Genomic DNA, 20,331 nt, shown 5'->3' on the forward strand with positions numbered 1-20,331 from the left:
TCTAATGAGAGTCAGTCGCATTTGCAACACCGATTTCACGGTGGCTTGACCGGTTTGGCCGTGCGCCTTCGTCGGACCGGAATTTGAAGCCTTCTACGGGGGAGCCAGACAGGCTCGGTGGGTCGATCAGCGCTCCACCAGCAGCGTGACCGGGCCGACCAGCCCGCTGGGCCGCAGGGGGGCGTCGGCGGCATAGGTGGGCAGCACGGTAAAGCCGATCTTTTCTTCCACGCCCGGCTGGGCATCGCCGATCAGGCGGTTGATCCAGCGGTTGGCCACGCGGATCTCGATATCGTTCGCACCTGCCCTGGCCAGGTGCCCGATGTCGATCCGCCATGGCGCATGCCAGATGCCGCCCGCCTGCTGCCCGTTGACCCTGACCTCCGCAATATCGTTCACCTCGCCAAGGTCGAGCCACAGCGGCGCCCCCTCGGCCCAGCCCACGGGCGTGTCGAACCGGTTGCGATAGCTGGCCACGCCGGAGAAATAGCGGATGCTCTCGTCCGCATTCTCGTTCAGCGGCGTAAGCGTCGTCATCACCGTGCTTGCCGGAGCGCCGCGTCCTTCCTGGAAGGCAACGGACCAGGGGGTGTCGATCGTTCCGGCCTTCACGGTCTGCCGGGCCGCGATATTTGCGGAGGTCTCGCCGGTATCCTCGCGGAATACGACGAAGACCGCTTCCTCGGCATCAAGGGCCAACGGGACGACGGTCCGGTCGCCCTCCATGCGGTAGCTGACGTTCTCGATCTCGCCGGTTTCCGCATGCCACAGCGTGGGACGCTTGCCCGTCACGCGGAAGCGCGCCTCGCCCGTTTCCGCGCGGTTCCGCCGATTGACGACGAAGAACAGGTCGCCGTCGTTCAGATGGCGCTGCAGGAAATCGATCTGCGCACCATCCCCACCGGCATAGGCAAAGCGCGGTGTAACGTTCAGCTGCGCCAGCGCGTCATCGGCGTTGTCGGCGGTAATGACACGGCCGTTCCCCGCCGATGCGCCGCTCCACAGACGGGCGGCGACGGAAGCGAATTCGTGGGGATCGTCGCCCAGCGAAGGACTCGCTTCTGGCCGATTGCCTGCCACCACGGCCCCTTCGCGGACCAGAGCCTCGATCCGGCGCAGCGTCGGCAGCGTCATCATCCGCGACGAACCGCCAAGATAGAGCAACCGGTACCGCATCCCCGAAGGGGTGACGAGCATGCCGCCCTCCACCGACAGGACATCGTTCAGCGCGTCCGCGTTCACGAAGTCATAGCCGTGCCCCGTGGGCGCGTCGGCCACCGGGCTGTCCCCGTAGAGCGAGGTCAGAGGCGCTTCCTCGCCATGGAAATAGGCGACATCGGCACCGTGCCTGCCCTGCTGAAGAAGGAAGGAGCTGCGCGCGATGTAATCCATCCACGGCCGGGCCAACGGCGCCCAGCTTTCGTGACGGTTGAAGAACTGCCCGAAGATCAGCAGCGACAGCCCCGGCGCATCGTCGGTCGGCTGATGGACCGAGGTATGGATCACGGGACGGTTGACGCCCGTCACCAGCTCCAGATCCATGACCCGCTTCAGATCGCGCGGCGCATGCGCCCAATAGGCCAGCGCCGACGTCATCGATTCCGCGGCCACCGCCTCTCGCCCATAGAGGTTCGCGACCGATGCCGCACCCTTGATATCGGCGACATAGGTCGCTGCCGGGCCGGCATCGCGGGCATAGGTCCACATCGCCGCCATCGGGTAATCGGCATGCTTGCGCATCGCCATGTCGTCGCCCAGGCCGGGCCGGTGATCCTCCAGCGCCTCGCCATAGACTTTCAGACCGCTGGCGTGCGCGACATCGGCGATCGTGCCGTAATGCGCCTGGGCCAGAAGTTCAGCCAGCGTGCGGCGATAATCGTAAAGGAAACGGTCGGTCGCCTCACGGCTTTCCACGATCATCCCGGTCAGCGCGGGCATCCACGGTAGCGGATCATAGCCGCGCAGCCGCCGGAATTGCGCGGTCATTTCCGGGGTCCAGTTCGCTTCCCCCGCCTCGATCGAATCGGTCAGGATCGCGTCGATCTTGTCCTGCTGGGACAGATCTTCGCCCAGCGCATCCGCATATAGGCCAAGATAATGGTCCAGATAACGGCGCACCGCCGCCGCATCATATTTGTCGACTTCCAGCCCGGTCGCTTCGGGCGCGGCGGGGTGATTGGTCGTACCCAGCAGCGAATAGCCCATCCGCAGCACGGTCCATTCCCCCGTGGGCGGTACCCAGTCGAGCGTGCCGTCCGCTGTCAGGAAACGGGTCACATCGATGATGTTACCGAGCGCGGGGCCGCTTGCCCCGTCGGCAATATCGCCGAGTGCGTAGTAATCCGGTTCGGTGGCGAAACCGGCCTTGCTTTCGAACCGGTCCACCCGCGCCTCGCCCGAAAGCGAGAACAGCCGCAAGTCGTAGGGCTGCGCCGCGGCAGCTCCTAGTGCCGCGGCGAAGGGCGGCGGCGCTGCACCCTCTTCGGGTGCGCCCATGTTCGACATCTGCGGGACGGCCGGTGTCAGGCGAAGGCGAAAGCGCTGCGCGGTCACCGGCTGGAACGCCAGCGTCGTCGGCACCTCGGTGACGGGTATGTCGGCGACATCACGCCATGCGCCGTCTCTGTAAGCCTGCAGCGTCATCGCGACGCTCGGTCCCGAAAACGGCATCGTCGCCTTTGCGATCAGGGTCTGTGCCGAACGGATGGTGACCGCGCGCGGATAGTCATACTCGACGAATGCCTCTTCCCCCTTCGGCACCGCGACGCCGGTGTCGAGATCGCCGTCGAACAGGGCTGCGCCGTCGCTCGCCGCGCCCGCGATGCGTATCTGCGGCGTGGGCAAGGGCGCCGAAACGTTGGCCGGAACCGCCAGCACTGCGATGTCGCGGTAGAAGCGCGGCTTCGCGGCGTGATTGCCGCCTTCCTCCAGCGCGGCGAACGCATCGTGGAATCCCTGAGACTGAAACGGGCCGGTCACCGTTGGCGGAGCAGGCAGCGTGCCGACGGGCGTGCCGCCCGAGGCTCTTACCTCACTCCACACCAGCTTCTTCATCGCATCGGCGGGCGCTACCCACGGGCCGCCCGTTTCCGACCAGCCGGGAGAGCTTGCGATGGCGAATTCCAGCCCGCGCCGCTCCGCTTCCGTCGCGGCAAGGCGGAACGCGGCCTTCCATTCCGGCGTCATATAGGTGATGCGCTTGTCGACCACCTGCGGAACCTGCAGGCCGACGTCGAACATCTGCACCCCGCCGAGACCGATCTCATCCATCCAGGCAAGGTCTTTGGCGATCCCGTCCTGCGAGATATTGCCGTTCATCCAGTGCCACCAGGTGCGCGGGCGAGCGTCTTTCGGCGGGTCGCGAAAACCCTCGACCAAGGTGTCGCCTGTGGCGGGCTGAACTGCGGGCGGGGAGAGCAATTCGGGATTGCCGGTCGCCGCGCAAGCGGACAGGGCCAGCATGGATGCCGCGCCCAGCAGCGTCAGTGGTGCCTTATTCAAATGTCCTCTCCCGCAGTCCGCGCCCTGCGCGCCGATCCGGCTGCGCGGCTATTGCCTTATGGCCGACCAGAACACGCCAGCATTCCGCGCTGTCGCACGGCGCAGGATGCTGGCGCTTGGCGATCGCGGCTAGGCCGTCTTTCCGCCGAGCGTTTCGGCGAACCAGTCGGCGATGAGGTCGCGGCCATAGGCCATGTTGTCGGCGCCGACATGCTCGACCCCGCCTTCGCGCGCGGTGAAGATGACCTTCTCGCGCCTGGGCGAATTGACCAGCTGGTCGTAGAGGTCGTCGGCATAGGACGGGCTGATCTGCCGGTCGTTCGCGCCGTGGGTGACAAGGAACGGCACCTTGATCCGGTCCATATGACCGTTGAGGTTCATGTCGGCCGATTTCTCCAGAAAATCCTCCTGGTCCGTCGCGCCGAACGCCCAGTGCACATGCGCCCAGTAATGCGGGACCGGGTTCTCGCCCTCGCGCTGCATGCGCTTGTCCTGCACCTCGCGCCAGTTGTGGTTCGCGCCCCACACCGCGCCGCTGGCGAAACGCGGCTCATAGGCGACCGCGCGCGGTGCGAAATGGCCGCCCAGCGAGATGCCGGTCATGCCGATGCGCGACCCGTCGACTTCCGCCTGCTGCTCCAGCCAGTCGACCGCCTTCGACGCCCAGCTTTCGCTATGCGGATCGACCGGCAGGTTCTGCAGACGCAGCGCTTCGCCCGTGCCGGGCTGGTCGACGCACAGCGTGGAAATGCCGCGCCGCGCCAGTGCCGCGGGCATGCCCGTCCAGTAGAGCAGCTCCTTGCAGCTATCGAGGCCGTTGCAGAACACCACGCAGGGCCTGGGCTCATCGCCCGGCGCGCGCGTGAAGATCGCCGACATCGTGCCGTTTTCCAGCGGGATTTCCACCCGCTCGCGGCTCAGCTTGCCCAGCCTTGTCGAGCGATCGAAACTATCGCGGGCAAGCGCATAGGTCTCCTCGCGCCCTTGCGTGCCGTGACCCTGCATGCGCTCGGCGACCAGCAGGTAGAGCGAGGCGCGCTCGAGCTTGTCCGACGCGGAGAAGGCGCGGCCCTTCGCCTCGTCCTCTGCCGCCAGCTCCAGCAGCTTGCGGCCCATTGCGGCCCATGCCTGCATGAATTGCGGCGTTCCGGCATCGGCGCCGTTGTCGGCGGCATCGATGATCGGCTGGCACATGTCGACGATCTCGCCGATGCGCCCGCCGCTTTCCATCGCGATCGCGACCGACAGGTTCCAGATGTAGTTCTTGAAGGGAGAATACAGGGCCATCCGATCAGACCTTCGCCGGCTGGAACAGGCAGGGATCGGCCGCGGGCTTGGGCATGGTCTGCGGACCGCCGACGCCGATGCCCCACTGGTCCATGACCCGCGGGCCGGGTTCGTGCACCTTGTGTTCGTGCGTCTCGAAGTCGACCTCCTCGAGTTCGGAGGTGTATTCCACCGCGAAACCGCTGGGCGTGCAGAAATAGCTGAAAGTATTGTCCCCGGCGGTGTGGCGGCCAGGCCCCCAGCGGCAATCGATGTCCCGCTGCTTCAGCCGCGACAGCCCGCGCATCATGTCGTCCACGCCCAGCATGTCATAGGCAACATGGTTGAGGCACGGCGGCCCCGGCAGCAGCGCGATGCGGTGATGCGCGCTGTTGCAGCGCAGGAAGCACATGAAATCGCCCAGCCAGTCCGACACCTTGAAGCCCAGCACGTCGGTAAAGAACTTCACCGCCGCCTGGTGATCGGGCGAATGCAGCACGATATGGCTGATCTTGACCGGCATGCCTTCCCAGCGTTCCATCGCCCGCTTGTCGGCGCGCTTGACATCGGCGCTGATCTCGAACGGCAGGCCGTCGGGCGAGAAGAAGCGGAAGCCATAGCCGCCGCCCGGCGCGTCAAGCTCGCGCGGATCGTGGATGATCCTGCAGCCGGCGTCCTGCACCCTGGCCAGCAGCGCATCGACATCCTCGCGGCTGTCGGCGGCCAGCGCGATCACCTCGACGCAATTGGTGCCGGTGTCGTGCAGGCGCACGACATGGTGTTCATCGTGCCCATGGGTCTTGAACCAGGCCATGCCGTCCTGTGCGGCAACTTCGACAAGGCCCCAGTCTTCGGCATAAAAGGCCCGCTCGGCGGCGAAGTCCTCGACGCCATAGCCGACATAGCGGATTTCCGTAACACGGCTCATTTCACAATTCCTTCAAATCGGGGGTCAAATAGGCTGGCAGGCGATTTCGAACATCTCCGCCGTGGCCTTGTGGTTGTCGACCGCCGGGCCCTTGCCCAGCTGTCCGTGGCAGATCGCCAGCGAACTCTCGACGATATATCTGCACCGCTCGAACCTGCGGTCGCGATAGGCGGCAAAAGCCGCTTCGGGCGTGTCCGCCCGCGCAATTTCCTCCGCCAGCACGATGCTGTCCTCGATCGCCATGCCCGCGCCCTGGCCCAGGTGCGGCGTCGTCGCGTGCACGGCATCGCCCAGCAGCACGACGCGCCCCTTGCTCCACGCATCGTACAGCATGACGCTTTCGAGCGGACGATAGACCACCCCCCCGTCATCCGTGATGTCTTCCGCCATCTCGCGGATCTGCGAAGCGGTATTGGCCAGCTTGTCGCGCATCGTCTGCGCCAGCCCGTCCTTGTCGTACCAAGGCTTGCCCGGTTCGGGCGTGGTCACATACATGTACATCAGCGCATCGCTGATCGGCACGAGCCCGACACCAGTCGGCCCGTTATATACATGCAGCGCGTCGAGGTCCGATGGCCGCGGCAGGTTGTAGCGCCATACCGCCTGGCCCGTATATTCCGGACCGGGCGCTTCGGGCATGACGGCGCTGCGCGTATCGGAATAGACGCCGTCCGCACCGACGACGATGTCGTATCGACCCTCGCTTCCGTTCGAGAAGCGCACCGTCACGCCTTCGCCGTCGTCGTCGATGCTGTCGGCGGTCACGCCAAGGCGCACATCGGCACCGGCTGCGATCGTGCGATCGCCCAGCACCTTGTGCAGCGCCGGCCTGCCGATGCCGACATTCGCGGGATAGCCGTCGACCAGCCGGTGGCTGGGCACGCGCGCAACCTGCGTCCCGTCGGGCGCGTGAACGACGACGTGATCGAAGCCGACCGCCGCATCCATGTAATCGTCGATCAGGTCGAGCTGCTTCATGGCGCGCAGCACATTGGCCTGCTGGATGATCCCGACGCCATAGACGGCCCAGTCGGGATCCTTCTCGATAACGGTCACCTGATGACCGTCCCGGCGCAGCGCGATCGCCGCGGTCAACCCGCCGATCCCGCCGCCAATGACAAGAATGTTCAGTCCGTCCATGTTCTCAACCTCTCCAGATCGGCGGCGGTTGCGGCAGGCGCGGAAATCCTGCGAAAATCACGCCGAAACGCGCATCCCGTCCCGTGGGTGGGCAAGGAGGGCGCGCCGCGCCTTTTCTTCCGAAGCGCCGTCAGATCAATCTGTTGAGCGGATAATCACACCCACGACTCAATCGGTCCAATTTTTTCTTTTGCTTGCTTATCATCACCGCGATTTATGAAATGCGGCGGGGCCGCGGGCCTCCGGTCAGCCCAGCGCGGCAGGCAGCCACAGCGAAAGGCCCGGCACGCAGATCACCAGCAGCAGCGCGAACAGCAGCGCGAGATAAAACGGCCAGATCGTCTTCAGCGCCTGCCCGATGGCGATGCCCTGCGCGGCGCAACCGACGAACAGGACCGATCCCACCGGCGGCGTCAACAGGCCGATCCCCAGCGCCAGCATCAGCATGATGCCGAACTGCACCGGGTCCATGCCGACCTGCGTCGCGATCGGCAGGAAGATCGGCGTGGTGATCAGGATCAGCGGCGCCATGTCCATGAAGGTGCCCAGCACCAGCAGCATGAACGCAATCAGCAGCAGCGTCAGCAAGGGACTGGTCATCGCGGGTTCGAGCAATGCGGCCAGCTGCGTGGGCGCCTGCAGCACCGCAAGGACCCAGCCGAACAGCGAAGCAGTAGCGATGATGAACATCACCATGATCGTCGTGCGCGCGCTGTTCACGAAAGCCGCCCGCATCCGGACGAGATCGAGGTCGCGATAGACGAACGCGCCGATCAGCAGCGTATAGGTACAGGCGATGGCCGCGCTTTCGGTCGGGGCAATATTCCCGCCAATATGCCGACAAGGATGATGATCGCCGTCAATATGCCCGGAATGGATGTCGCCGCGGCGCGCATCAGCGGGCGCCAGCCGGGGAACGATCCGCGCGGATAGCCGCGCCGCGTCGCCACGATGGCCGCCACGACCATCAGCGCCAGCCCCGTCAGCACCCCGGGCACGATCCCGCCCAGGAACAGGTCGCCGATCGAGATGCCCGTGCCCGCCGCGGTCGCATAGATTATCATGTTGTGCGAGGGCGGGATCAACAGCCCCGTGATCGACGCGGTGGTGGACACGTTGACGGCGTAATCTGCATCGAACCCGCGCTTGCGCATTTCCGGACCGATCGCCGATCCCATCGCCGACGCACTGGCCAGAGCGGATCCGGACACCGCGCCGAACAGCATCGAGGACAGGATCGTGACCTGCCCAAGCCCGCCCGGAGCCGAGCCGAGCGTCGATTCCGACAGGTTGACGAGCCGCCGGGCGATGCCGGCCTGCGTCATCAGCTCTCCCGCCAGGATGAACAGCGGGATCGCCATCAGGGTGAAGATGTTGACCCCGGCCGACATGCGCTGAACCGCGACGACCAGCGGAATGTCCAGCGCCAGCAGAAGGGCGCTGGCCGACAGGAACAGCGAGATCGCGACCGGGACGCCGATATAGAGCATCGCCGCCAGCAGCAGCAGAAGGAGCAGGATAAGGGTCACGCGCTTCCCGCACTTCCGGCGATTTCCTCGCCATGGACAAGTTTTGCCAAGGCGAACGCAGCCATCAGTCCGCCGGACATCGGTATGACCAGATAGACCATGCCCCGCGTCAGCGGCAGCGTCGGCACAGCATTGCCCCATGTCGCAGCGACCAGCTGTCCGCCAAGCACGAGGATCAGCACGCCGGCGAGCACGATCAGCAGGTTCGCCCCCTGTATCGCCCGCTGCCGCCACGGCTGGGGCAGGCTGACGACGCCTTCGACGATCCGGATATGGAACCCCTCGGCAATGCCCGTGGCGGTGCCAAGAAAGGTCATCCAGATCATCAGGATCAGCGCGGTCTGCTCTGCCCAGGCGGGGCTGGTGTTCAGCAGATAGCGCGAGAAGACCTGCCAGGTCAGTATGCCCATCATCAGCGCCAGCGACAGCGCGGACGACCACAGCAACCCCCGGCTAACGCTGCGGCCCAGTTGTTCAAGCATCGGTCTGCTCCGGATTGGCCCGGTCCGGATTGGCCTGCTCCGGATTGGCCTGCATGCCGCGAATATCCTCGACCAGTCGGCGCAGGTCCGGGGTATCGGCAAAGGCGCTCCACACCGGCTGCATCAGATCGCTGAACGCCGCCCTGTCGACGTCTTCCACGATGGTCACGCCCGCCTCGGTCACGATCTTGCGCGCCTCGACCACCCGGCGATCCCAGATCTCGCGCATGAAGGGAACGGATGTCTGCGCCGCGCTTCGCACCGCTTCGCGGTCGGCCTGCGAAAGCCTGTCCCAGCTTCGCTTCGACATGGCCAGGATCTCGGGCGCCATGACGTGCCGCGTCAGGCTGAGAACCGGAGCCACCTCGAAATGGCGGGAGCTTTCATAGGAGGGAAAATTGTTTTCCGCCCCGTCGATGACGCCTTGCACCATGCCCTGATAGACTTCGCCATAGGCCATCGGCGTCGCGTTGCCGCCCATCGCCTCGACCATGGCGACGAACAGGTCCGAGGTCTGCACCCTGATCTTGAGGCCTGCCATGTCCGCCGGTTCGCGGATCGGACGATCGACGGTGTAGATCGAACGCGCCCCGCTTTCATAGAACGCCAGCCCGATCAGCCCGTGCCGTTCCAGCGCGGCCAGGATCCTGCGCCCCGGATCGCCGTCCATCGCGGCGCGCATGTGGGGGATCGAGCGGAACAGGAAGGGCAGCGATGGCACCAGCGTCTCGGGGATCAGCACGTTGAGCGGCGCCGAATTGATCCGCACGAAATCGATCCCGCCCAGCTGCGCCAGTTCCAGCGTGTCGCTCTGGCTGCCCAGCTGCTCGGATGGGTAGACATCGACATTCAGCCTGCCCCCCGTCAGCCGCGCAAGCTCGCGCGCGAAGAAGCGCAGTGCCTCGACGGTGGGATAATTCTCGGGCTGGCTGTCGGCGGCCAGCAGCGCGCGGCTCCCCGCCCCGCAGCCTGAGAGCGAGGCGAGGCCGAACGCACCGGCGGACAGCATTGCGCTGCGGCGGTTCAAGGGCGGCACCGGGCTGCCCCCTGCCCCGCCCCGAAGGCAAGGCGGCTTCGCTTCGAGCATCGCTCGACCAATGTGCCGAATTTGCAGGGTATCATCGCAGGCTCTGCAATCTGCCGTCGATGGCCGCGATGTCCGCCTGTGTCGGGGTCCAGTCGGAGGCGATCGGCCCTCCCTTGCCGAACATCGCCAGCACCACGCCGCCCGCGCCCGCCTGCCGCCATACGCCGCGCAAAGTCTCGGCCTGCGGATCCTCGACCGGGCGGACGTCGCCGCTGACATGGTGCAGCCAGTGTGCCAACCCGGTCAGTATCGCATCGCACGAATGGCCGCGCGCCTGCTGGATGGCCAGCGTATCCAGCCAGCGCTGCCCGATCTTCTGGCTACCATCCATCGCGATCTGGATCAGCCGGTGGTTGAGCGCCGGATTGTCGAACCGCCGCACCAGCTCTGCGGCATAGGCGGCAAGGTCCTGTCCTTCGCCGGCATCGATGGTCGGCGCGGCTTCGCTGGTCATCAGCTGCTGCACCAGGCTGCGCAATTCGGGATCGGCCATCGCCTGGTGGACGAAGCTGTACCCATGGTCCAGCCCCGCATAGGCCAGCAGCGAATGCGCGCCGTTCAGCATGCGCAGCTTGGCCGCTTCATAAGGCGTGACGTCGGGCACGATTTGGGCGCCGTGATCGTGCCACGCGGGGCGCGGACCGGCGAAATCGTCCTCGACCACCCACTGGCTGAAGCCTTCGGTGAACACCGCTCCCTCGTCGCGCAGGCCCAGCCGGCCCTCCAGCGCATCGAGATCCTCGTCAGAGGACGCCGGGACGATGCGGTCGACCATGCTGTCGGGCGTGCTGCAGTTCTGCATGAACCAGTCGCGCAGATCGGGCGTCCGTGCGTCGATCCATTCCAGCATCAGCCGATTCGGCTGCCTGCCATTGCCCGACAGATTGTCGCAGCTCAGCAGCGAGAGGCCCGCGACGCCCCGGTCCCGGCGGGCCGCCAGCGCCTCGCACAGGATCGGGTAGAACCCCTCTTCCGCCCGCGCCATGTCGAGTGATCCGTCCGGTGCGCGGCAATAGCCCTTCTCGGTCACGGTAAAGGTCACGATTTGGCAATCGGGCGAGGCGATGCGCGCCGCGATGTCGGCGTGGTCGCGGCCCGCGACCAGCACTTGCCCCACCGCGCCGATGACGCGCGTGTCGTCCTGCCCCGCCGCGCGAACCGTCAGCGTATAAAGCCCGTCCTGCGGATTGAGCTGGTCCGCCACCGACGCCGAACGCATCGAAACGCCCGCGATCACCCAGCCCTTCTGGCCGGCGGCAAGGCAGGCGTCGGTATAGGCGGCCTGATGAGCGCGGGTGAACGCGCCAATGCCGAAATGCACGATCCCGCAAGCCTGTCCGCGATCATATTCCGGCCGCGCCACCCCTGCGGGCAGTTGCGCCATCGTCTCTGCCGACAGCCTCACAGCCGGTATGCCGCCTTGGCGAAATTATAGGCGAGGTCCTGCGCCAGTTCGGCAGCCTCCCATTCCTCAAGCCGGTGTTCGGCGACCAGTTCGGCCAGAAAGCCGCAATCGATCCGGCGGGCCAGATCGTGCCGGGCCGGGATCGACAGGAAGGCGCGCGTGTCGTCGTTGAAGCCCACCGTGTTGTAGAAGCCCGCAGTCTCCGTCACCATCCGGCGATAGCGGCGCATCCCCTCGGGACTGTCATGGAACCACCACGCCGGACCCAGCTTCAGCGCCGGATAATGCCCCGCCAGCGGCGCCAGTTCGCGGGCATAGGTGCTTTCGTCCAGCGTGAAGACGATGACCGACAGGCGCGGGTCGTTGCCATGCCGCGCCAGCAGCGGCTGCAGCGCGCGCACATATTCGGTGCGGACCGGGATGTCGGCGCCCTTGTCGCGGCCGAAACGCTGGAACAGCGCCGTGTTGTGGTTGCGGAACGATCCGGGATGGATCTGCATCACCAGCCCGTCGTCCAGGCTCATCGTGGCCATTTCGGTCAGCATCTGGGCGCGGAACAGTTCGGCGTCGGCCGGGTCTACCGTCTCGGCCTGCACCCGCCGGAACAAAGCCTCGGCCTTGAATGGCGACAGATCGGCGGTTGCCGCCGTCGGATGGCCGTGATCGGTCGAGGTGGCCCCCATCCGGCGGAAGAAATCCCGCCGCTGGCGATGAGCGGCAAGATAGCCCTGCCACGACAGGCAATCTTCCCCGGTCAGATCGGCAAGCCGGTCCAGATTGCCGCGAAACCCCTCAAACTCGGGATCGATGACGGGATCGGGGCGATAAGCGGTGATGACCCGCCCGCTCCAGTCGCTGTCCCGAATTGCCTGGTGATGTTCCAGCGTGTCGAGCGGGTTTTCGGTGGTCGCTATGACCTCGATCCCGAAGCGGTCGAACAGCGCGCGCGGGCGAAAATCCTCGCGCTGCAGCGCGTCGGTGATTCGGTCGAAATACAGGTCCGCATTGTCGCCGGACAGCAGCACGTCAAGATCGAACACCTCGCTGAACACCCAGTCCAGCCAGATGCGCGAGGGCGTTCCGCGAAACAGATGGTAGTTATCCGCGAACAGCCGCCATGCCTCGCGCGGGTCGGCGGCGGCCGATCCGGTCGCGTCCGGCACGCCCAGCGCGGGAAGCGGGATGCCTTGCGAATAGAGCATGCGCAGCACGTAATGGTCGGGCACCAGCAGCAGTTCGGTCGCATTGCCGAAGCTTTCGTTCCGGGCGAACCACGCCGGGTCGGTGTGCCCGTGCGGGCTGATGATCGGCAGGTCCCGCACCGATTGGTAAAGGCCGCGCGCGATGGACCTGACTGCAGTGTCGGCCGGAAACAGCCGGTCGGGATGCAGGGATAGTGACGCCATGATTTCGTGAATTTCTCTGAAAGTGTTACGCGGTCAGCCGCGAATAGCGATCGCGCTTGGCCTGCATGCTGCGGCGGGCTTCGTCCACGGCACGCTGCTCGGTCGCGAACAGCAGGCTTTCCAGCACTTGCAGCAGGTGCCCGCGCATGGCGGCGCGCGCCGCCTTGGGATCGCGTGCCTGCAGCGCGCGCAGGATCGCGCTATGTTCGTCGACGACCGGCTTGATGTTGGCGTGCCGCGCCTTTTCATGCAGCAGCGCCGCCTCGCGCGAGGTGCGGCGCAGGTCCCACAGCCGCTCGACAGTCTCGATCAGTGCATTGTTCCGGGACGCGCGGGCGATCGCCGTGTGGAACGCGGCATCCGCTTCCTCGCGGCCGTCAGGCGACTTGTTCTCTTCCTCGATCTGGCGGACGAGGTCTTCCAGTTCGGCAAGCTCGTCGTCTGAAATCTGCGCGGCCGCCAGCGCCGCCACCTCGCTCTCGATCAAGAGGCGCGCCTCCGTCAGCTCGATCGCCGAGACATCGCCGGCCGGAACCTGCTTCTGCCCGGAATTCGACTGGACATAGACACCCGACCCGACGCGCACATCGACAAGGCCCTGCACCTCGAGCGAGATGATGGCCTCGCGGATGACCGGGCGGCTGACCTCGTACATCGTGGCGAGGTCGCGTTCGGCGGGAAGACGCGCGCCAACTGCATATTTGCCCGACTCGATTTCGGACATCAGCCTGCCCGCGACTTCCTTGTAGAGCCGGTGGCTCGCTCGCGCTGCGGAGTTCATGTGGGCCCCTTTGGACTTACCGGTTTATGAAACTTGACAGACCAAATTGGCGGCGTCAAGGACTGCGTATCGCCTCAATACAGAACTTCCGGGGTCTTTCATGAAAATCCAATCCGCAAGAGTCATCGTCACCTGCCCGGGACGCAATTTCGTTACGCTGAAGATCGAAACCGACCAGGGCGTGTACGGAATCGGCGACGGCACGCTGAACGGCCGCGAACTGTCGGTCGTTTCCTATCTGGAAGACCACGTCATCCCCTGCCTGATCGGCAAGGACCCGCGCCGTATCGAGGATATCTGGCAATATCTGTACCGCGGTGCGTACTGGCGGCGCGGGCCGGTCACCATGCGGGCGATTGCGGCGGTCGACATGGCTTTGTGGGACATCAAGGCCAAGATGGCGGGCATGCCGCTGTACCAGCTGCTGGGCGGGCGCAGCCGCGACGGCGTAATGGTCTATGGCCACGCCAATGGCAGCGATATCGAGGCCACGGTCGATGCAGTCGGCAAATATATCGACATGGGCTACAAGGCGATCCGCGCACAGGCGGGCGTGCCGGGCGTCAAGGACGCCTATGGCGTGGGCCGCGGCACGATGCATTACGAACCGGCCGATTCCCATCTGCCGTCGGTGACAGGCTGGGACACGCGCAAGGCGCTGAACTTCACGCCCAGGCTGTTCGAGAAATTGCGCGACACCTATGGCTTCGACCATCATCTGCTGCATGACGGGCACCATCGCTATACCCCGCAGGAAGCCGCCAGCCTGGGCAAGATGCTCGAACCCTTCCAGCTGTTCTGGCTCGAGGATTGCACCCCGGCCGAGAACCAGGAGGCGTTCCGCCTGGTACGCCAGCACACCACCACGCCGCTTGCGGTTGGCGAGATCTTCAACACGATCTGGGACTGCAAGGACCTGATCGAGAACCAGCTGATCGACTATATCCGCTGCACCGTGGTGGGCGCGGGCGGCATCACCCATTTGCGGCGCATCGCCGACCTGGCCAGCCTGTACCAGGTCCGCACCGGTTGCCACGGCGCGACCGATCTTTCGCCGGTGACGATGGGCTGCGCGCTGCATTTCGACACCTGGGTGCCCAATTTCGGCATTCAGGAATACATGCGCCATACCGACGAGACGGACGAGGTCTTCCCCCACGACTACAGCTTCGCCGACGGGCACCTGCATTGCGGCGAAACACCGGGCCACGGCGTCGACATCGACGAGGATCTGGCCGGGAAATATCCGTACAAACCCGCCTATCTGCCGGTCGCGCGGCTTGAAGACGGCAGCATGTGGAACTGGTGATCCCAGCGCCTTAGCGGAAGCGCCGGGGTTCGTCCCCGGCGCTATCCTGCCTGTCTCGCCCGCCGGATCGTCGCGGCCCCGGTGGCGGCGGCAAGCAGGCCGTCGGCGGGATCGTCGACCTCGACATAACCGATCGCATCGGTCAGCCCGTCGAGCCGGGGCATCAGCGCCGCATAATCGAGATCGCCTTCCCCCGGCGCGACAAAGCGCTGGCAGCCCGGCGGCGAACAGCTGCGGTCAAGGTCCTTCAGATGCAGCGCCAGCACTCGCGGCCCAAGCCCTTCGACCAGCGCGAGCGGATCCACGCCCGCCGCGGCGGCCCAGCCCAGGTCGATCTCGAAATCGACCTCGCCCGGCGCGAAGCGCTGAGCGATCAGTTCCAGCGGTGTCAACCCGTCCAGCGGGACGTGATCCCAGTCATGGTTGTGATAGACCAGCCGCAGCCCCTCGTCCCGCGCTGCGCTGGCCATCTGACCCAGCCGCAGCATCCAGCGTTCGAAGTCCGCGCGCGTCGTCCTGCCGGGTACGGTGCCGGTAAAGAACACATCCGCCGCCGATTGCGCGGCGATGCCGGCCCCCAGCCGTGCCGCAAGCTGCATCTGGCGCGGATAATCAGGCGTATGGGCAAGCCGCACGGTGCCGACCGTCAGCCCCGCGCGGCGGCAGGATGCTGCCACCTCGACCGGATCGCGCGGGGCCCCGTGACGCGGCGACTGCGGCCCCAGCGGGAAGCCGAAATGGGTGTAGCCCAGCGCCTTCGCCCGGCGCAGCGTCCCCTCGTAATCGTCTTTCAGCGCCTGCGCGACCGTCAGCTGCGCAAGGCCCAGCGGTCGTCCGGCGCGCGGAGGATTGGCCATCGGAGCGGCGCAGGCCCCAAGCCCCACGGCGCCGACACCGGCCAACAGCTGCCGCCGCCTCATTCGGCGGGAACGACCTCGACCGACGACACGATCGCCTCTCCGGCGACGGGGCTGAATTCCAGTTCCAGCATGTCGCCGGGCACTTCAACGTCGAAGCTTTCGCTCACGGCGCTCAGCGTCCCACCGGCGCGGGCGGCAACGTCATAGGACGACAGGACGGTGCGGCCATTGGCGGCAACGTCGAACAGCCGCGCGCCTGAAGGCTGGTCGGGCTCGACGAAGGTCAGCGTCACGCGGTAACGCCCACTGGCGGCGGGAATACGATAGCTGAAATCGCCCTGCCGGAAGCTGGCGACGACACCGCGCCGGTCGGTGTCCGCGATCTCGGCAGGTATGGGATCGCGGCCCCAGCCACCGGGCTGATCGGTGCTGCCCGCCGTCCCGCCGACGAAGAAATCGTCGGAACCGAACTGCACCGGCGCCTCTGCGGCGAGCACGGTTCCGCTATCGATGCGGAACGTGTCGGCCTGCCCCTCGTCCAGCCGCCATTCGATCGCGTCCTCGACTGTTTCCCCGGCGAAACGCCCGCGCGCCACGATCTCGTTCTTGCCCTCGGCCAGTTCGACATCGCTCCACACGCAGACGTTCAGGTCGCAATCGTCCATGGTATCCAGCGCCATTCCGTTGACGATCAGCGTGGTGGATGGCGCGTTCGAGTTCACCCTTACGTCGGTGACGGGATAGGCCCGGTCCACATAACGCCGCCCCTGGATATGCACCGTCGGGCGGTCGGACCAGTTCGCGCGATAGAAGTAAAAGGCGTCCTTGCGGATCTCGCGGTCATAGGTGACCAGGCCCTTGGTGTTGATGTCCTGCGCATCGCCCTCGGCCCGGACGGTGGTGCCGAAATCGAAGGCGTTCCACGGCCAGATGCCCCACAGATAGTCGCGGCCTGCCAGCTCGCGCCAGTTCTCCTCGTGGAACCAGGTCTGGTATTCTTCGGGCTGGGTGCGCCCCGCCTTTTCGACCGGGCCGCCTAGCGGATTGTCGGTGTGCATGTTGGCCGAACCGCCCGCCCCGAACTCGCTGACCGACAGCGGCTTGTCGGGATGCTTGGCACGCAGCGCGTCGAGATGGTCGCCAAGCTGGTCCGGCTCGCCGTAATACCAGCCGAAATAGCGGTTCACGCCGACCGCATCGACCGCGTTGGCGACGATCGGAACCTCCTCCATGCCGCGCTCCTCGCAGCAATTGGCAATGACGACCGCGCGGGTCGGGTCCAGTTCGCGCGACAGCGCGGCCAGATTGTTCAGCAGCGGCATGGGATCGGCGATTACTTCCGGCGGGCGGCCAAGGAAGTCGGGTCGACCGGGCCCGAAATCGACTTCATTGGCAATGCCCCAGACCGCAACCGAGGCGTGGTTGTAGTTCTGGTGGACAAGGTCGCGCAATTGCTGGCGCGCATTCTCGACGATGCCGGCGGGTGCGTCGACCTGGTCGCGGGCATTGGTCCAGGCGGTCACCAGCCCGATCTCGTCCCAGAGCACAATGCCATAGCGGTCGGCCAATTCGTGCACCGGCGATCCGTGCTGGTAATGCGAAAGCCGGATCGAATTGGCCCCCATGTCGAGCAGGATCCTAAGCGATTCGTCGATCTCCTCGCGCGAGACTGCCCAGTCGGAGGCTTCGGTATCCTGGTGAAAGCCCGCACCGCGCAGCTGGTAAGGCCTGCCGTTCAGCAGGAAACCGCGCTCCGGGTCGAGCTTCATCTCGCGAATGCCGAAGTCCTGGTCGATGCTGTCGATAACCGTGCCGTCGCTTCCCTGAAGTTCGAAGCGCAGCGTGTGCAGATAGGGGTCGGCAACACCGTTCCACAGATGCGGGGAAGCGACGTCGAACTCGCCTTCCAGTTCGGCCGTCTCGCCCGCCGGCACGCTGGTGTCCTGCTGCCATGAGCCCACGACCCTGCCCGCATCGTCCAGCAGGCTGGCAACCACGGTGACCGGCGCGGCGGAGTCGGTGGAATTACTGATGCGCCCGCTTACCGAGATCGTTGCGCGGTCGCCCGACAGGCTGGTCGTGGCGGCATAGACTCCGGAGCCACCGTGATCGAGCATGTCGAAATGGACCGGCTGCGTCACGACCAGGCGCGCGGGGCGATAGATCCCGCCGCGCACGAAGAAATCGCCGGTCATCGGAAGGACGTCGGCGGTGCTGTTGCCCAGCGCGGGCTGGGTATTGTCCACCTTCACATACAGGTCGTTCGCCTGTCCGCTGCGAATCTGATCAGTCACATCGATGCGAAAGCGCCCGAAGGGATTGCGGTTTTCCCCGATCCGCGTGTCGTTGAGCCACAACTCCGCCGTCCTGCTGACCGCGTCGAATTCCAGGAACAGACGCTCACCCCCTACAAGCTGCGGCGCGGCGAAACGGGCGTAGTAATAGCCGACCCCTTGCGTCTTATCGACATTATCCGGCGTATTCACATGGGTCTCGGGGTCCGAGCGGTAATAGCCGACGCGGTTCCATGTATGCGGAATGGACACCGCTTCCCAATTATCCGGCTGCAGGGCGGCCAGATTGCCTTGATCGTCATACGGACCGATCAGGTTGAACTGCCAGCCTTCCGTCAAGGCGATGGTTTGCCGCTGCGACGAGGCGTCCTGCGCCCCCGATTCGGGGCCCGCCATCGCGTTGCCGGTTTGTGCCGACGCCAGTGACGACACCGCCAGCGCGGCGGCGGAAGCCCCGGCCAGCGCGAAGCGTGCGAGTTTGCGGACCATGGTATTCTCCTGCTCGGCGTGTTTATCTGTTCTTTCCCGCTTATCGCGCGGGCCGTCCGGATGTTGCGCCCGGTCCTGCTGACTCTACGCTTGGAACCATTGGACTGACCAATCAGCCATAGCGGTACGAGCCCCGCAAGATAAATCGGTTATGGTGATGCTAATCTATCAGCAGTGTGGATAGATCAGGCTTAAGGCTTCATCATGGGACTGAAGACAGCGCCCCCCACTGCACTCGCGAAAAATAACTGCCGAACGGCAGAGTTAGGCGGCATCGTCCAGCAAACTATTGATTGCGGACATCGCCGGTGACCTTCTGATCAATCACCCCGAAAGGGGCGGTGCCGTCGGGCAGGCGTGCTTCCATCCGGATCCGATCGCCGAACTTCATGAATTCGGTGGTGAATTCGCCGTTTGCGACCTTCTCGATGGCCCTGATCTCGGAAATGCAGCTGGATCCGACCTCGGCATAGTTGGGGTTCGAGACCGTGCCCGACCCGATCACCGTTCCCGCGACCAGATCGCGGGTCAGCGCGGCATGGGCGATCAGCTCGTGGAAGCCGAACAGCATGGGGCGGCCATTGGCGTGGCCGACATGATTGCCGTTCCAGTCGATATGCAGGTCGACGCAGACCCGGCCGTCATCCCACAGCGGTCCCAACTCGTCGGGCGTGATGGCAAAAGGCGCCATCGAACAGGCAGGCTTGGCCTGGACCCAGCCGAAACCCGTCTTCATCTCGATTGGCGCGATCGCGCGCAGCGACCAGTCGTTCAGCTGCACCACCAGCCTGATGTGCTTCATCGCATCCTGCGCGCTCGTCCCCATCGGCACGAAGTCGGTGATCACCGCATATTCGCCCTCGAAATCGATGCCGTGCTCTTCGCTGGGCAGGACGATATTGTCATAGGCGCCGTGGAATACGTCGGACATGCCCTGGTACATCAGCGGCCTGTCAGTATCGATGGGGTCGAGACCGAAAGCGACCTGCATCAGCTCGGCATGGGTGGCAAAGACCGAGCCGTCCAGCCATTGCCATGCGCGCGGCAGTGGGGCCGACAGCAGGGCCGCATCAATCACCTCGGGAAAATCGGCGAGCGCAGCCACTTCCGCGGCAGTCTCGCTCCAATTCTCGATCGCGTGCTGCAAGGTGCCAGCGGACAGGGGGGCGTAGCGCTTCCGATCGGGGGATACCGCGACGAGCCTCCCGTCGCGGGTGCCGTCCTTGATCGTTGCCAGGATCATGTGTTGCCCTCGGTCACGAATGCATCCTCAGCCGCGCAGCGCATCGTCGAAGCGGCCATCGATCAGCACGAACGCGATGCGGCAATTGCGGTCGGACCGGTTGGCCCAGCCATGGTTGGTACCGCGCTGGACGATCACGTCCCCTGCCCTGACGGTCGTTTCGCCCTCGTCCATGATCAGCACCAGCTCGCCATCCAGCACGATGCCATAGTCGATGGTCTCGGTGCGGTGCATGTGGGCATGGCGCGATTCCTCGCCGCTGAAGGACGAAGCCTCGGCGGCGCCGACTTCGGCGAAATGCGCGCGCGCTTCTTCCGGCGTCATCTGGTCGAGCGCGGGATCGTCGGGCGGAATATCCAGGATACGGATGCGCGTGCCGCCTGCCGGGGGTGCCAGCCTGATGCCGTCCTCTTCCGGCTCGCCCGAATTCGCGTCGATGGGCGCGGGCGTCGCGCGCGTGTTCCAGATCTCGTGGAACAGCGGACCGGTCTCTCCCCCGATCCGCTGGACGCGCGGAACCGGTCCGTCTTCCTGGATGATCGCCTTGCCGCTGGCGTCGTGTCCCGTAACTACGCGGCGAACCGCGGGGCTATCTGTCACTCTCGTCTCCA

Annotated in this window: 14 protein-coding genes and 1 pseudogene; 1 reads left to right on the forward strand and 14 read right to left on the reverse strand. The window is 65.5% G+C overall.

All coding sequences use genetic code 11. The features are described from left to right. Positions 1-126: 126 nt before the first annotated feature. The 10 genes and pseudogenes from A9D14_RS15795 to A9D14_RS15840 all read right to left on the reverse strand — a co-directional run bounded on the left by A9D14_RS15795 (position 127) and on the right by A9D14_RS15840 (position 13,525). Complete coding sequence (locus A9D14_RS15795) at positions 127-3,501, reverse strand: glycosyl hydrolase (RefSeq protein ID WP_232469110.1); 3,375 nt, start codon at positions 3,499-3,501, stop codon at positions 127-129. A gap of 129 nt (positions 3,502-3,630) precedes the next feature. After that, positions 3,631-4,788 (reverse strand): alpha/beta hydrolase family protein, encoded by a 1,158-nt coding sequence (locus A9D14_RS15800; protein WP_066850053.1) that lies wholly within the window; start codon positions 4,786-4,788, stop codon positions 3,631-3,633. A gap of 4 nt (positions 4,789-4,792) precedes the next feature. Beyond that, positions 4,793-5,695 carry a VOC family protein gene (locus A9D14_RS15805; RefSeq protein ID WP_066850057.1) on the reverse strand — a complete coding sequence of 301 codons (903 nt, stop codon included), beginning with the start codon at positions 5,693-5,695 and terminating at the stop codon, positions 4,793-4,795. Positions 5,696-5,719: 24 nt separating this feature from the next. Then, positions 5,720-6,835 (reverse strand): FAD-dependent oxidoreductase, encoded by a 1,116-nt coding sequence (locus A9D14_RS15810; RefSeq protein WP_066850060.1) that lies wholly within the window; start codon positions 6,833-6,835, stop codon positions 5,720-5,722. A gap of 246 nt (positions 6,836-7,081) precedes the next feature. Next, positions 7,082-8,325 (reverse strand): annotated as a pseudogene (locus A9D14_RS20515) (TRAP transporter large permease). Positions 8,326-8,360: 35 nt separating this feature from the next. Beyond that, on the reverse strand, positions 8,361-8,846 hold the full coding sequence (locus A9D14_RS15820) for a TRAP transporter small permease (RefSeq protein WP_066850063.1): 486 nt from the start codon (positions 8,844-8,846) through the stop codon (positions 8,361-8,363). Further along, positions 8,839-9,882: a TRAP transporter substrate-binding protein gene (locus tag A9D14_RS15825; RefSeq protein ID WP_066850070.1), complete on the reverse strand. Its 1,044-nt coding sequence runs from the start codon at positions 9,880-9,882 to the stop codon at positions 8,839-8,841. Before A9D14_RS15825 ends, A9D14_RS15820 begins: the two co-directional genes overlap by 8 nt. 82 nt (positions 9,883-9,964) lie before the next feature. Beyond that, complete coding sequence (locus A9D14_RS15830; protein ID WP_232469112.1) at positions 9,965-11,338, reverse strand: mannitol dehydrogenase family protein; 1,374 nt, start codon at positions 11,336-11,338, stop codon at positions 9,965-9,967. Next, positions 11,335-12,744, reverse strand: a complete 1,410-nt coding sequence (gene uxaC, locus A9D14_RS15835) for a glucuronate isomerase (RefSeq protein WP_066850073.1) — start codon at positions 12,742-12,744, stop codon at positions 11,335-11,337. The genes A9D14_RS15830 and uxaC overlap by 4 nt, the downstream gene beginning before the upstream one ends. A 25-nt stretch (positions 12,745-12,769) precedes the next feature. Continuing rightward, on the reverse strand, positions 12,770-13,525 hold the full coding sequence (locus A9D14_RS15840; RefSeq protein WP_066850076.1) for a FadR/GntR family transcriptional regulator: 756 nt from the start codon (positions 13,523-13,525) through the stop codon (positions 12,770-12,772). 100 nt (positions 13,526-13,625) lie between these two features. Between A9D14_RS15840 and manD the strand changes: the two genes are divergently transcribed. Next, the gene (manD, locus tag A9D14_RS15845; protein ID WP_066850079.1) at positions 13,626-14,834 is read left to right on the forward strand and encodes a D-mannonate dehydratase ManD; all 1,209 of its coding nucleotides are present in this window, start codon (positions 13,626-13,628) and stop codon (positions 14,832-14,834) included. Positions 14,835-14,875: 41 nt separating this feature from the next. Here manD and A9D14_RS15850 read toward each other — a convergent pair whose 3' ends face one another. From A9D14_RS15850 to A9D14_RS15865, 4 genes are all read right to left on the reverse strand, one after another. Continuing rightward, positions 14,876-15,736, reverse strand: coding sequence for a sugar phosphate isomerase/epimerase family protein (locus tag A9D14_RS15850; RefSeq protein ID WP_157668282.1), 861 nt, complete (start codon positions 15,734-15,736; stop codon positions 14,876-14,878). A 14-nt stretch (positions 15,737-15,750) separates the two neighbouring features. Continuing rightward, positions 15,751-18,477, reverse strand: a complete 2,727-nt coding sequence (locus A9D14_RS15855; protein ID WP_232469114.1) for a glycoside hydrolase family 2 TIM barrel-domain containing protein — start codon at positions 18,475-18,477, stop codon at positions 15,751-15,753. Positions 18,478-18,763: 286 nt separating this feature from the next. After that, positions 18,764-19,720 (reverse strand): fumarylacetoacetate hydrolase family protein, encoded by a 957-nt coding sequence (locus tag A9D14_RS15860; protein WP_066850085.1) that lies wholly within the window; start codon positions 19,718-19,720, stop codon positions 18,764-18,766. 27 nt (positions 19,721-19,747) lie between these two features. Next, positions 19,748-20,320, reverse strand: a complete 573-nt coding sequence (locus A9D14_RS15865; protein ID WP_232469116.1) for a cupin domain-containing protein — start codon at positions 20,318-20,320, stop codon at positions 19,748-19,750. Positions 20,321-20,331: the final 11 nt, after the last annotated feature.

Origin of the sequence: Croceicoccus marinus, assembly GCF_001661675.2 — a bacterium.
Classification (GTDB): domain Bacteria; phylum Pseudomonadota; class Alphaproteobacteria; order Sphingomonadales; family Sphingomonadaceae; genus Croceicoccus; species Croceicoccus marinus.

Coding starts and splice junctions, on each gene's coding strand:
- A9D14_RS15840 (WP_066850076.1), bottom strand. CDS start 13,525: ATGAACTCCGCAGCGCGAGCGAGCCACCGGCTCTACAAGGAAGTCGCG.
- A9D14_RS15810 (WP_066850060.1), bottom strand. CDS start 6,835: ATGGACGGACTGAACATTCTTGTCATTGGCGGCGGGATCGGCGGGTTG.
- A9D14_RS15860 (WP_066850085.1), bottom strand. CDS start 19,720: ATGATCCTGGCAACGATCAAGGACGGCACCCGCGACGGGAGGCTCGTC.
- uxaC (WP_066850073.1), bottom strand. CDS start 12,744: ATGGCGTCACTATCCCTGCATCCCGACCGGCTGTTTCCGGCCGACACT.
- A9D14_RS15805 (WP_066850057.1), bottom strand. CDS start 5,695: ATGAGCCGTGTTACGGAAATCCGCTATGTCGGCTATGGCGTCGAGGAC.
- A9D14_RS15800 (WP_066850053.1), bottom strand. CDS start 4,788: ATGGCCCTGTATTCTCCCTTCAAGAACTACATCTGGAACCTGTCGGTC.
- A9D14_RS15820 (WP_066850063.1), bottom strand. CDS start 8,846: ATGCTTGAACAACTGGGCCGCAGCGTTAGCCGGGGGTTGCTGTGGTCG.
- A9D14_RS15855 (WP_232469114.1), bottom strand. CDS start 18,477: ATGGTCCGCAAACTCGCACGCTTCGCGCTGGCCGGGGCTTCCGCCGCC.
- manD (WP_066850079.1), top strand. CDS start 13,626: ATGAAAATCCAATCCGCAAGAGTCATCGTCACCTGCCCGGGACGCAAT.